Annotated in this window: 12 protein-coding genes; 3 read left to right on the top strand and 9 right to left on the bottom strand. The window is 64.2% G+C overall.

Features of this window, described 5'->3' with window-relative positions:
- Nucleotides 1-140 precede the first annotated feature (140 nt).
- Entirely contained in the window at nucleotides 141-314 is a 174-nt protein-coding gene (locus IYX23_RS08395; RefSeq protein WP_196392467.1) for a DUF1328 domain-containing protein, read from the top strand.
- A 63-nt stretch (nucleotides 315-377) separates the two neighbouring features.
- Here IYX23_RS08395 and IYX23_RS08390 read toward each other — a convergent pair whose 3' ends face one another.
- The 9 genes from IYX23_RS08390 to glyA form a co-directional block, all read right to left on the bottom strand.
- Nucleotides 378-2,411, bottom strand: coding sequence for an NAD(+) synthase (locus tag IYX23_RS08390; protein ID WP_196392466.1), 2,034 nt, complete (start codon nucleotides 2,409-2,411; stop codon nucleotides 378-380).
- Nucleotides 2,412-2,875: 464 nt separating this feature from the next.
- Nucleotides 2,876-5,059 (bottom strand): sodium-translocating pyrophosphatase, encoded by a 2,184-nt coding sequence (locus tag IYX23_RS08385; protein WP_196392465.1) that lies wholly within the window; start codon nucleotides 5,057-5,059, stop codon nucleotides 2,876-2,878.
- Nucleotides 5,060-5,245: 186 nt separating this feature from the next.
- Nucleotides 5,246-6,196 carry a thiamine-phosphate kinase gene (gene thiL, locus IYX23_RS08380; protein ID WP_196392464.1) on the bottom strand — a complete coding sequence of 317 codons (951 nt, stop codon included), beginning with the start codon at nucleotides 6,194-6,196 and terminating at the stop codon, nucleotides 5,246-5,248.
- 141 nt (nucleotides 6,197-6,337) lie between these two features.
- Entirely contained in the window at nucleotides 6,338-6,790 is a 453-nt protein-coding gene (gene nusB / locus IYX23_RS08375) for a transcription antitermination factor NusB (protein WP_196392463.1), read from the bottom strand.
- On the bottom strand, nucleotides 6,787-7,269 hold the full coding sequence (gene ribH / locus IYX23_RS08370) for a 6,7-dimethyl-8-ribityllumazine synthase (protein WP_196392462.1): 483 nt from the start codon (nucleotides 7,267-7,269) through the stop codon (nucleotides 6,787-6,789). The genes nusB and ribH overlap by 4 nt, the downstream gene beginning before the upstream one ends.
- A 326-nt stretch (nucleotides 7,270-7,595) precedes the next feature.
- Nucleotides 7,596-8,234, bottom strand: a complete 639-nt coding sequence (locus IYX23_RS08365; protein ID WP_196392461.1) for a riboflavin synthase — start codon at nucleotides 8,232-8,234, stop codon at nucleotides 7,596-7,598.
- Complete coding sequence (ribD, locus tag IYX23_RS08360) at nucleotides 8,234-9,364, bottom strand: bifunctional diaminohydroxyphosphoribosylaminopyrimidine deaminase/5-amino-6-(5-phosphoribosylamino)uracil reductase RibD (protein WP_196392460.1); 1,131 nt, start codon at nucleotides 9,362-9,364, stop codon at nucleotides 8,234-8,236. The genes IYX23_RS08365 and ribD overlap by 1 nt, the downstream gene beginning before the upstream one ends.
- Nucleotides 9,361-9,861: a transcriptional regulator NrdR gene (gene nrdR, locus IYX23_RS08355; RefSeq protein ID WP_196392459.1), complete on the bottom strand. Its 501-nt coding sequence runs from the start codon at nucleotides 9,859-9,861 to the stop codon at nucleotides 9,361-9,363. Before nrdR ends, ribD begins: the two co-directional genes overlap by 4 nt.
- A 93-nt stretch (nucleotides 9,862-9,954) precedes the next feature.
- Nucleotides 9,955-11,229: a serine hydroxymethyltransferase gene (gene glyA, locus IYX23_RS08350; RefSeq protein ID WP_196392458.1), complete on the bottom strand. Its 1,275-nt coding sequence runs from the start codon at nucleotides 11,227-11,229 to the stop codon at nucleotides 9,955-9,957.
- 369 nt (nucleotides 11,230-11,598) lie between these two features.
- Here glyA and IYX23_RS08345 point away from each other — a divergent pair, with 369 nt between their 5' ends.
- Together IYX23_RS08345 and IYX23_RS08340 are read left to right on the top strand one after the other, a co-directional pair.
- The gene (locus IYX23_RS08345) at nucleotides 11,599-12,222 is read left to right on the top strand and encodes a hypothetical protein (RefSeq protein ID WP_196392457.1); all 624 of its coding nucleotides are present in this window, start codon (nucleotides 11,599-11,601) and stop codon (nucleotides 12,220-12,222) included.
- Nucleotides 12,223-12,232: 10 nt separating this feature from the next.
- Nucleotides 12,233-12,880 (top strand): TetR/AcrR family transcriptional regulator, encoded by a 648-nt coding sequence (locus IYX23_RS08340; protein WP_196392456.1) that lies wholly within the window; start codon nucleotides 12,233-12,235, stop codon nucleotides 12,878-12,880.
- Nucleotides 12,881-12,901: the final 21 nt, after the last annotated feature.

Below are 12,901 nucleotides of genomic sequence, written 5' to 3'. Positions count from 1 at the left end.
AAGGCGATTACAGCCGCAGCGAGACGCCACACCGCGTCGAGACCTGAGCAATGGCGAGGCGACGGTATCCGCAATTGTGGGCTCGGAACATGTGCGGTGCAGACGCGTTTTAGGACGAGAGTTCACAAGCGGAGGTCAAAATGGGCAACCTTCTGTATTGGGCCGTCGTGTTTCTGGTCATCGCTCTCATCGCCGGCTTTCTGGGCTTTGGCGGCGTCGCCGGCGTCGCGGTGGACGGCGCGCGGATATTGTTCTGGCTCGCGTTGGTTCTACTGGTCGTATCGGTTGTGCTCGGACTCGTCCGGCGCGCCTGACCGATCATCGTTCCTCGAAGGGTATGGGCCGACCGCTTTTCGTGAGCGGCCGGCTTGTCGTTGTCAGGGAATATCGTCCAGCGAACTCAGCCACGCATCCGCAACCGAATCCGACGGCGCGCGCCAGTCGCCGCGCGGCGACAGGGATCCTCCCGAACTGACTTTCGGACCGTTTGGCAGCGCCGACCGTTTGAACTGGCTTCCCTCAAAGAAACGCTTCACGAAAACGCCGAGCCAATGTTTGATCGTCGAGAGGTCATAGGCAATCTTGTCCTCTTGCGCGAGCCCTGTAGGCCATGAGCCGGCGGCCGCGTGCCGCCAGGCGCGCCAGGCGAGAAAGGCGATCTTCGCCGGCGCAAATCCGTAGCGCGTCGTATAATAGAGATTGAAGTCCTGCAGCGCATACGGCCCGACCGTATCCTCGGTCCGCTGTCTCGCTTCTCCGGGCACAAGCTCGGGGGAAATTTCCGTCGCGAGAACGTCCTCAAGCACCGCCGCCGTTTCCGCGCCAAATCGCGCGTCACGCGCGCACCAGCGGATGAGGTGCTGAATAAGCGTCTTGGGGACTGAGGCGTTGACGTTGTAATGCGACATCTGATCGCCAACGCCATAGGTGGACCAACCGAGGGCGAGTTCGGACAGGTCGCCAGTGCCAATGACGAGCGCGCCATGGCGGTTGGCGAGGCGAAACAGCAGCGACGTGCGGGCCCCCGCCTGCACATTCTCGTAAGTCGTGTCGTAAACCGCCTCTCCGCGCGCAGCCGGGTGATCGATGTCGACGAGCATTTGCTTGCACGCGGCGGTGACATCGATTTCCTGCGCGGTGACGCCGAGCGCGCGCATCAGCCGCCAGGCGTTGGCCTTGGTGCTTTCGCTCGTGGCGAAGGCCGGCAGCGTGAAGCCGAGGACATTTTCGCGCGGCAGACCGAGCGCATCCATCGCCGTCACCCCGACCAACAGCGCCTGAGTGGAGTCGAGCCCACCCGAGACGCCGATCACCGCCTTCTTTATTTTCGTCGCGCGCAGCCGTTGTTCGAGACCGTGCGATTGTATGTTGAACGCCTCGAAACATAGCTCGGCGAGCCGCGTCTCGTCCGCCGGGACGAAGGGAAAGCGTCCGACCTCGCGCAGAAACCCGAGATCGCGGTCGCAAGACGCGGCGAGTTCGAAAGCAATGCGACGGTAATTCGTCGCGCCCTGCTCCACGTCGGCGCAGGCCCCAAACGTGCCTTGCCGCATCCGCTCTGCGAGCAGGCGGCCGATATCGACATCGGCGAGCGTCAGCTGCGGCTCGTCGGAAAAGCGCGGCGCCTTGGCGAGGACCTCGCCCTTCTCGCAGATCAGCGCTTCTCCGTCCCAAGCGAGGTCCGTCGTCGACTCGCCCTGCCCCGCCGCCGAATAGAGATAGGCCGCTAGGCAGCGCGCCGAATGCGCAGCGCAGAGCGTCTCGCGATAGTCGGATTTGCCGACGATCGCATTCGACGCCGAGAGATTGAGCAGCACGGTCGCGCCCGCCAGCGCGGCGCGCGCCGAAGGGGGAATGGGAACCCAGACGTCCTCGCAGATCTCCGTGTGGATCACGAGTCCGGGAAAATCCGTCGCTTCGAGAAGCGTATCGGAGCCAAAGGGCGCTGTTTGTCCGGCGACCTTGGTGTCCTCGCCGAAGATGAAAGCGCCCGAAGCGAAATGGCGCTGTTCGTAAAACTCGCGATAATTCGGCAGATAGACCTTGGGCGTCACGGCGAGCACGCGGCCGCGCAGGATCGCCACGGCGCAATTATAGAGACGGCCACGATGGCGCAGCGGCGCGCCGACGACGATCAGCGGATGAATGCCGCAAGAGGCCTCGACGAGTTCGACGATCGCCGCATCGACGGCGTCAAGCAACGCCTCCTGCTGCAAGAGGTCGTCGATCGCATATGAGGAGATGCCCAGCTCGGGAAACAGCACGAGCGAAGCGCCGTGCTGATCCGCTTGGCGCGCCAGTTCGATCGTCCGTGCGACATTGAAAACCGGATCGGCGACTCGCACGTTCGGCGTCGCGACGGCGACTCGGACAAAGCCATGCGTGTGCAGACAATAGAAGGGATGGGTCATGAAGTCCGCCCGGGCGGCCGAAGGTTCGACTGGAGCGCTCGTCCATCGTGATAATGCAAGACGCTCGCGGGAAAGTCACATGCCTTGGGCCCGTCGCCGACGCCTAGCGCCAATCATCGTGACGCGCAGGCCGGTTCATTTGGCGAGCTTCTCATAAAGGGCGCCGTAGCGCCCAAGGCTCGATCATAGGCGTCCATGACGCGATGTCGCGGCTTCGTCCTGCTGCGTTTTCTGACATAGGTTCGCAGCGCGTCCTCTACGACGCATTCAAGCTGCCGGCCCTCATGCTTTGCAAGCACGCGAATCTCGGCGAGCAAAGCGCTTTCGACTTGGGTCGTAAAGTTCTCGCGAACGCGGGCCATATTCCTGAACCCAGGAGAAGCTCCTGATATTTATTTATTTTCAAAGACAAGTTCAAAAAGAGGGGCGAGGTCTCCCCCGCCCCTAATCGCGTGTCGCGTCGCTCAGTGCGCCAGGATCGCCAGCATCAGCAGCGCCACGATATTGGTGATCTTGATCGCCGGGTTCACGGCGGGGCCGGCGGTGTCCTTATAGGGGTCTCCGACCGTGTCGCCGGTCACCGCCGCCTTATGGGCCTCGGAGCCCTTCTCATGCTTCACGCCGTCCTTGTCGATGAAGCCGTCTTCGAAGGATTTCTTGGCGTTGTCCCAGGCGCCGCCGCCCGACGTCATCGAAATGGCGACGAAGAGCCCGTTGACGATGACGCCCAGCAGCAACGCGCCCAGCGCCGCGAAGGCGTTGGCCTTGCCGCCGAGGATCCAGGCGACGACGAAGGCGATGATCGGCGCCAGCACCGGCAGCAGCGAGGGCACGATCATTTCCTTGATCGCCGCCTGCGTCAGCATGTCGACCGCGCGGCCATAATCCGGCCGGTCCGTGCCGGCCATGATGCCGGGCTTTTCCTTGAACTGACGGCGCACCTCGACCACCACCGAGCCCGCCGCGCGCCCCACCGCCGTCATGGCGATGCCGCCGAAGAGATAGGGAATGAGGCCGCCAAAGATGAGACCCGCGACGACATAGGGATTGGAGAGCTCGAAGTCGATCTTCCCCAGCCCTTTGAAAAACGGCACGTCGGTGTCGATGAAATGCTTCAGATCGTTCGTGTAGGCGGCGAAGAGCACCAGCGCGCCGAGGCCCGCCGAGCCGATGGCGTAGCCCTTGGTCACGGCCTTCGTCGTATTGCCGACGGCGTCGAGCGCGTCGGTGTTGCGACGCACTTCCTTCGGCAGACCCGCCATTTCGGCGATGCCGCCGGCGTTGTCGGTGACGGGGCCGAAGGCGTCGAGGGCCACGACCATGCCGGCGAGGCCCAGCATCGTCGTCACCGCGATCGCCGTGCCATAGAGCCCGCCAAGCTCATAGGTGAGGATGATGCCGAGAACGATGACGAGCGCCGGCGCCGCTGTAGATTCAAGCGACACGGCAAGGCCCTGGATGACGTTGGTGCCGTGGCCCGTCACCGACGCCTGAGCAATCGACACCACCGGACGCTTGCCGGTGCCGGTGTAGTATTCGGTGATATAGACGATGGCGCCGGTGACGATCAGGCCCAGCACCCCGGAGAGGAACAGGCCATAGCCGTGGATGGCTTCGCCATTCGCCTTGCCGATCTCGCCCCAGCCGACGGTAAAAGTCGTCGCCAGGAAGAGCCCTCCGACCGACAGCACGCCGGCGGCGATGAGGCCCTTGTACAGCGCGCCCATGATGGAATCGTCGATGCCAAGCTGCTTGAAATAAGGCGAAGCAAACTTACCCCACGTCGTGTCCTCGTCGTCGCCCATTTTCACGAAATAGGTGCCGGCGATCGACGTGAGGATCGAAAGGCCGCCGATCGCGAGCGGATAGATCATCGCCGACGACAGGCCTTCCTGACCGGCGAAGAAGATCGAGGCGAGCACCATGGTGGCGACCACCGTCACCGCATAGGTCTCGAAGAGATCGGCCGCCATACCGGCGCAATCGCCGACATTGTCGCCGACATTGTCGGCGATCGTGGCGGGATTGCGTGGGTCGTCCTCGGGAATGCCGGCTTCAACCTTGCCGACGAGGTCGGCGCCGACGTCAGCGCCTTTGGTGAAGATGCCGCCGCCGAGACGGGCGAAAATCGAAATCAGCGATCCGCCGAAACCGAGCGCCACCAGCGCGTCGACGACCGTGCGATCCGAGGGCGCATAGCCGGCGAACCAGGTCAGGATCGCGTAATAAACAGCGACGCCAAGCAGCGCGAGCCCGGCGACCAGAAGTCCGGTGACCGCGCCGGCCTTGAAGGCGATGTCGAGGCCGCCGGCGAGCGATTTCGTCGCCGCCTGCGCCGTGCGGACATTGGCGCGCACCGAGACGTTCATGCCGATATAGCCGGCCGCGCCGGAGAGCACCGCGCCGAGCAGGAATCCGAAGGCGACCGCCCAGCCGAGCAGGATGACGAGGATGACGAAGATCACGCCGCCAACCATGGCGATGGTCTTGTATTGGCGGTTGAGATACGCCTGCGCGCCCTCGGCGACGGCGCCCGAAATTTCCTGCATCCGCGCCGACCCCGGATCGGCTGCGAGCAATTCCTGCGAGGTCTTCACGCCATAGACGATAGACATCAATCCGAAGACGATGGTTAGAAACAGAACCATTTTGGCTTCGCCTTTTCGTTCCTCGACCGGGGAATGGCCGAATTGGTCGCGTCGCCGCGAACGGAGTCGCGCAACAAAAAAAGGAGCAGCGGCCCCGCCGAGCGAATCGGGCGGGGACAGCAGCTTTCCAGCGGGCTTTCTGCCAGAAACGTGGCCGCACGGCAATGCTGCGCTACGCCGTATTCTTCAGAAGTGTTGGAAGGACAATTTTTTGAAAAAGACGGGCTTTTTGTGTCCGTCGAGAAAAATCGGCGGCGCGCTTCCCGCTACAAATTCGCCGATCCGGCAGGCGGTCGCGGCAGGCGGCGCTTGGCTCCCTGCGGCGATGAGGATTTCGTAGTCGTCTCCGCCGGTTATCGCTGTCTCGAAGAGATCTGGATCGATGGCGATCGCCTCTCGCGCCGCCGGTGAAAGCGGCACCGAGGCGAGATCGACAACCGCGCTCACGCCGGAGGCGCGGCAAAGCTTGGCGAGATCGCCGGCGAGGCCGTCGGAAATGTCCATCGCGGCGCTGGCGTTGGCGCAAAGCCACGCCGAGAAGTCGACGCGCGGCTGCGGCAGCAGATAACGCCCGATCAGATAGTCGCACGCCTCATCCGACAGTCGTCGCGCCAGCGCCGGGTCACAGCGCAGCGCGAGACCCAGCGCCGCGTCGCCGATCGGGCCCGAGACGAAGATGGCGTCTCCAGGCTTTGCGCCGGTGCGGGGCACGAAGCGCCGGGCGCGGCCGAGCGCCGTGATGGAGATGGTCAGCGGCCCCGGGGTCGCAGCCGTGTCGCCGCCGATGAGCGGCGCGCCATACGCGCGCGCATCCTCGGCGAGCCCGGCGGCGAACGCATCCAGCCAAGCGTTGGTCCAGTCATCGGGCAGCGCCAAGGCCAAGACAAAGCCGATCGGCTCAGCGCCCTTGGCCGCAAGGTCGGAGAGATTGACGCGCAGGGCTTTCTTGGCGATCAGCGACGCGTCGTCATCTGCGAAGAAGTGCACGCCGGCGACGACCATGTCGGTCGTGACGACGAGCGGCGCGCTTTCCGGCGCGAGAAGCGCCGCGTCGTCCTTAAGCCCGAGCGCGGCCGCCCCCGCGATCGGCGCGAACACGTGCGCGATGATGTCGTCTTCGCTATAGCGCTGCGTCATGATTTCTGCCTCGCGCTTCGAGACGCGAGCTTCGCTCGCTCCTCAGCATGAGGGCGAGGATGCGCGCGCCGGCTTCCTCATCCTGAGGAGCGTGCTCAGCACGCGTCTCGAAGGACCAGGAAGCCGGAGGCTACGTTCCTGTCAACTCAACTCCTCGGTGCGCTCCTCATGCGCGATCCTGTCGAGCACCGCGTTCACCATGCCTGACTCGGTCGGACCGAAAAAGGCGCCGGCGACGTCGACATATTCCTTGATGACGACGCGCGCCGGGACATCCTTGCGCGAACGCAGTTCGTAGACGCCGGCGCGCAAGGCGGCGCGCATGACCGACTCCAGGCGCGACAGCGGCCAGCCGCCGGAAAGCGCGCGATCGATCTGCCGGTCGATCGCGACCTGGTCGGTCAGGACTCCTTGCAGCACGTCGCGAAAAAAGGCGGCGTCCGCCGGCTTATACTGCGCGCCTTCAATTTCGCGCCCAATCCAGTGAGACTCGAACTCAGCGAAAATCTCGTTGAGTCCCTTGCCGGCGACTTCCATTTGGTAAAGCGCTTGCACGATCGCCAGACGCGACGCCGAGCGTTGATCGACGCTCATACGACGCCTCGTTTAAGGCGCACGAGCGCGATCGCCGCGCGCGCCGCATCCGCGCCCTTGTCGCCCTGTTTCGGATCGGCGCGCACGATCGCCTGCGCCTCATTCTCCACGGTGAGCACGCCGTTGCCGAGCGGCAGGCGGCGCGAGACGGAAAGATTCATCAGCGCCCGCGTGCTTTCATTGGCGACGAGTTCGAAATGATAGGTCTCGCCACGGATGACGCAGCCGAGCGCAACGACTCCATCATATGGCGCGCTGGCAAGCTCGGCGTCGTCGAGCGCGATCGCGGCAGCAGTGGCGATCTCCAGCGCGCCGGGAACTTCGATCACCGTCGCCTGCGCCTGGAGCGCGCGCAACGCGTCAAGCGCGCCTTCGCGCAACATGGCGACGATTTGGCCGTTGAACTTCGTCGTGACGACAAGAATATGCGCGCCGGGCACGGGCGCGACGTCAGCGTCGTCGGGTGCAAAACCAGCCATTCAGGCGACTCCATGAGTGCACGCAACCCTCTCCCGGCGGGAGAGGATTGGGCTGCGAAGCAGCCAAGCGAGGGTTAGCGTTCTCAATTGCAAAGGTGCGGGACGCGCCGCCGCAGCGAACGCAATATCGCTGAGGCGTGAACCCCGCACCGACCGGCCAAAAGCCTGTCGTTTACAACAGGCGTCCTTACAGACGCCCTTTGGCCGGGCTCCACTCTCCATGTGGGAGGGAAATCCGCGAACCAATTTTCTGGGCGCGTTATGTCACACGCGCGGCGCTCTGTCAGCCAGCATGGCCGTTATACACATCCTCGCCAAAACTCAGCCTACCGCGCTTCGCTCAGCCGCGCTGCGTAGCGCGCCATCAGATCGACTTCGATATTGATTGCGTCCCCTGCCCTGCGCGCGCCGAGCGTCGTAACGCTTAGCGTATGCGGAATGAGCAGCACCGAAAAGCGATCGCCGTCGACCTGGTTCACCGTGAGCGAAACGCCGTCGAGCGCGACGGAGCCCTTTTTCGCGATGAAGCGCGACAGCGCGCGCGGCGACTCGACCCAAAATCTGGACATGCTTGTTTCTTCGGACGGGCGTCCTTCGGGCGCCCTATCGCAAAAGTCGTCGCGCGATAGGATGCGCGCAACGCCATCGACATGGCCGGTGACGATATGGCCGCCAAGTTCGTCGCCGATTTTCAACGCGCGTTCGAGATTGACGCGCGTTCCGCAGGCCCATGTTCCGACCGTCGTGACGGCGAGCGTCTCGGCGGCGGCGTCGACCTCGAAGATCGTTCGCGCGCCCTCGCGCGCGACGGCGACCACGGTCAGGCACACGCCCGAGCAGGCGATCGAGGCGCCGAGGGCGATGCCGTCGGCATCGTATGAACAGGCGATGCGCAGGCGGCGCAGTTCGCCGCGCAGCGTCATCGCAACGATTTCGCCCACATCGGTGACGATGCCGGTGAACATCAGTCGACCCGCGCGTATCGGGTCATCGTGTCGGCGCCGAGCGCGCGCGTTTCGATCAGACGGTAGCGCGAATCGTCCTCGAGGGCGGCGCGCGCCGCAGGAGTCAGCGCCGGACGGCCTGCCCGCCCGAGCGGCTTGACGGCGGTGTGCAGGATGACCTCGTCGGCAAGATCCGCGGCGAGCAGACTTTCGGCGACGCGCGGCCCGCCTTCGCTGAAGACGCGGGTGACGCCACGATCTGCCAAAAGTCTTAGGGCGCTGGTAAGATCAAGCAGGCCTTCCCGCATCGCGATGCGAACAACCTCTGCGCCAGTGGCGTCTTCAAACGCTTTGGCCGCTTCATCGGCGACGGCCGCGCCAGCGATCACGAGCAGCGGCGTTTCGCGCGCGGTCGACGCCAGTCGCGAACGCGGCGACAGCGACAGCTTCTCATCGAGCACGACGCGGAGCGGTTTGCATTGTTGCATCCCCGGCACGCGTACGGTCATCAGCGGATCGTCATCACGCGCCGTGCCGCCGCCGACCATGATCGCATCGTGCAGCGATCGCTGCACATGCGTGAAGGCGTCAGCGATAGGTCCGGTGATGTGCAGGCGCGGATCATGCGCCGCGCCCGCCGCGTAGCCGTCCGCCGTCCGCGCGAGCTTGAGCGTAATCATCGGGCGGCGACGGGTGACGCGCAAAATGTGCCCGAGATGATCGGCGCGCGCGGCGGCGGCGCCAGGACCGACCAGCACCTCAATTCCGGCGTTTCGCAGCCGCGCATGGCCGTCGCCCGAGACGCGTGGGTCGGGGTCCTCGAGGGCGGTGACGACGCGCGCGACGCCGCCGGCGATGATCGAGTCGACGCAAGGCGGCGTCGCCCCATGATGCGCGCAGGGCTCCAAGGTGACGTAAAGCGTTGCGCCGCGCGCAGCCTCGCCCGCCGCCGCCATGGCGATCGCCTCCGCATGCGGGCGCCCGCCCGGCGCGGTCCAGCCGCGGGCGATAACGACGCCATCGCGCACGAGCAACGCGCCCACCGCGGGATTTGGCGCGGTGCGGCCCAAATTGCGCCGGCCGAGCGCAAGCGCCGCCGCCATATAGGCGTCGTCGGTCGCGGTCTGCGGAAAGGCTTCGTGGATCGTCATGCGTTCTCTGGGTCGTCGGCGTCCGGTGCAAAAGCCGCGCCGTCGCCGCCGCTCTCCAATTCGTCGATCACCGCGGAGAAGTCGCGAACTTCGCGGAAGTCGCGATACACCGAGGCGAAACGCACATAGGCGACGGGGTCGAGCGAACGCAGGCCTTCGATGACCAATTCGCCGATGCGCTGACTTTCGACCTCGACTTCGCCGAGGCTTTCGAGCTGACGAACGATTCCGGAAATCATCTGCTCGACGCGTTCCGCTTCGACCGGACGCTTGCGCAAGGCGATCTCAACCGATCGCATCAGCTTGTCGCGATTGAACGGCGCACGGCGACCCGACTTTTTCACGACGATGATTTCGCGCAGCTGCACGCGTTCAAATGTCGTGAAACGGCCGCCGCAAGTCGGACAGACGCGGCGCCGCCTTATGCAGGATGAATCCTCCGCAGGACGGGAGTCCTTCACCTGCGTGTCGACGGAACCGCAATAGGGACAGCGCATGTCGGGCGCCTTTTCCTCTCGCTCGGAGAGGCGGCCCCGCGGCGCGGGGTCGGGAGCTCCCTTCTCCCGCGAACGAGAGAAGGGAGCCGATTACTAGTAGATCGGGAACTTCGCGGTCAGCGCGTGAACCTTTTCCTTCACCGCCGCTTCCGTCGCGGCGTTGCCTTCTTCGCCCTTCGAGGAGAGGCCGTCGAGCACCTCGACGATCATCTGCCCGACCTCTTTGAACTCGTTCTGGGCGAAACCGCGCGACGTCGCCGCCGGCGAGCCGAGACGAATGCCGGAGGTGACGAAGGGCTTTTCCGGATCGAAGGGAATGCCGTTCTTGTTGCAGGTGATGTGCGCGCGGCCAAGCGCGGCTTCCGCCGCCTTGCCGGTGATCTTCTTGGGACGCAGATCGACGAGCATCAGATGGTTGTCGGTGCCGCCCGAGACGATCGCGAGGCCCGCGTCGACGAGCGTCTGCGCGAGCGTTTGCGCATTGTCCTTGACCTGCTGCTGATAGGTCTTGAACTGCGGCGTCAGCGCCTCGCCGAACGCCACGGCCTTTCCGGCGATGACATGCATCAACGGACCGCCCTGCAGGCCGGGGAACACCGCCGAGTTGATCTTCTTGGCGATGGCCTCGTCATTCGTCAGCACCATGCCGCCGCGGGGACCGCGCAGCGTCTTATGCGTGGTGGTGGTGACGACATGCGCATGCGGCAGCGGCGACGGATGAAGTCCCGCAGCGACCAGACCGGCGAAATGCGCCATGTCCACCATGAAATAGGCGCCAACGCTGTCGGCGATCTTGCGGAAGCCTTCGAAGTCCCAGATGCGGGAATAACCGGAGCCGCCCGCGATGATGAGCTTCGGCTTATGCTCCATGGCGAGCGCGGCGACCTGCTCCATGTCTATGCGCTGATCGTCCTTGCGCACCGTATAGCTCACCGGCTTGAACCAGCGGCCGGAGACATTGACCGGCGACCCATGCGTCAAGTGACCGCCGGCGGCGAGATCCAGCCCCATGAAAACGTCGCCCGGCTGAAGAAGCGCGAGGAACACCGCCTGGTTGGCCTGCGAGCCGGAGTTGGGCTGCACATTGGCGAAGCCGCAGTCGAACAGCTTCTTGGCGCGGTCGATCGCGAGATTTTCGGCGATGTCGACGAATTGGCAGCCGCCGTAATAGCGCTTTCCGGGATAGCCCTCGGCGTATTTGTTGGTGAGAACCGAGCCCTGGGCCTCCAACACCGCCTTGGAGACAATGTTCTCCGACGCGATCAGTTCGATCTCGTGCCTCTGGCGGCCGAGTTCGAGTTCGATCGCCTTCGCGATTTCCGGATCGGAAGCGCTGAGGGAGGCGGTGAAGAAACCGGATTGGCTCATTGGAATGGACCTCTATGCCTAACGGCGCTGAACGAAAACAAAAACCGGCTCCCGGTCTTAATCGGCGAAGCCGGTCCCTAGGACGCGCATCGTGAGACGCGTCGCTTATCACGGCGAAGCCGCGACGGGAAGAGCGGCCGTCGTCGCGGTCTGCGGCCAAGCCAAGTCTCGCGCGTACTTCGTCAGTTGTGGGGGCTTTTGGTGGGCCGCGCAAGCTTCGCACGCCAGCGTCTCCGTTTCCTCAAAGCGCCAAAATGACGCATGTTGCGCTCGCCCAAATAGCCAGAAATAGCGCGTAACCGCGCCGCCATAATTTCGCTTCATACGAGCGTTTGAATTTCAATCAGTCGTTTTAAACGGAGGTTCGCTATGGGCGATCATCTGAAAACAAAATTTTCCGCGCTTGGCGCCAAATCCCGCAGGCTGCTCATCGATGCTTCGCTGTGTTTCGTCGCGACCTGGCTCATCGCTTTCCTGCCTCCACAATGGAAAAATGGCGAAGCGCTGAAGGAAATCGCTTTCACGACCGACCCGGTGAGCGGCAAAATCATCGACCGGATCGAGTCCGCGGAGACGGAGCGCCCATCCTTGGAGTTGAAAAGCGCTTCGCCAGCTGCGGCGCTGTTCGCCGTCTATCCGCAGGAGCGCATCTCGGATTGGTCGAACTCGGAGTGGTCGAACGAAGCCGCCGCTGAACAGACGGAGACGATCCCTGTCAGGCCGACGAAAGTCGTCGCCTTGCGCAGGCCGTCTCCGGAAAAGAGAAACCCTGTCGAGTCGACGCCGCCGGCGCCTCCGACCTACAACGCCGAGCCGCCCGCCTCTCCCCAGACAATGGGCGAGAACGCGGAGCAACAGGAACGGAGTTTGTTGGCCAAGCTCGACCCGACAGGGCTCTCATCCAAACTGGCTCCGCTCGGCCGCAAGGCCTGGAATAGCGCGACCTTGCTTGGCGGCGCAGTGTCGAGCCTCGTCAACGCATATCCTTTTTGAGGATGACGCTTTGAGTAATCTGGATCAGGCGCGCGTCGCGTCTCGCTCGACAGAGACGACGCGCGCCGCGCTCATCAAAGCGGCGACGTCGGTCTTCGCGGAATATGGATATGGCGGCGGCTCCGTGCGGCTCATCACCCAAAGGGCGATGGCCAACCAGGCGGCCGTTAATTACCACTTCGGCGGCAAGGACGGACTTTATCGCGAAGTGCTGATGGCTGCGACGCGGGCCTTCGAAGAGAATGCGTTCTTGGACCCCGAAGAGCTCGATGCGCTTTCGCCCGAGGACGCGCTCCGGCGCTATCTGCATCAGTTTCTGCTGCCGCTCGTCAAGCGCGATCGCGTCAGCCGCTTCCTGCGCATCTTCGCCTGGGAAAGCGTGCAGCCGAGCGAAGTCTTCAGCGCTTTCATCGCGCATTCGCCGCCCCGCATCTTTCGTTTGGCGGAACGGGTCGTGCGGCGGTTCCTGCCGCAGGACGCCTCTGCGGAGACCGTCACATTCGCGATGCTGTGGCTCGCCCAGCAGCCGATGTTCTTTGTGCGAGACGCGGAGCGGCTGGCGCAGCCGCCCTTCTCGCTCAAATTCGACGAAGACGCGCTCGAGCGGCTCGTCGACACGCTGGCGGGCTTAAGTCTTCGTGGACTCGCCGGAGTCTAAACTGACCAATCGCTCCCGTCC

The sequence above is a fragment of the Methylocystis sp. L43 genome, from assembly GCF_015709525.1.
In the GTDB taxonomy this organism is placed as follows: Bacteria; Pseudomonadota; Alphaproteobacteria; order Rhizobiales; family Beijerinckiaceae; genus Methylocystis.
Note: the sequence above shows the minus strand (reverse complement) of the source record. Positions and strands in the feature narration are given on the sequence as shown.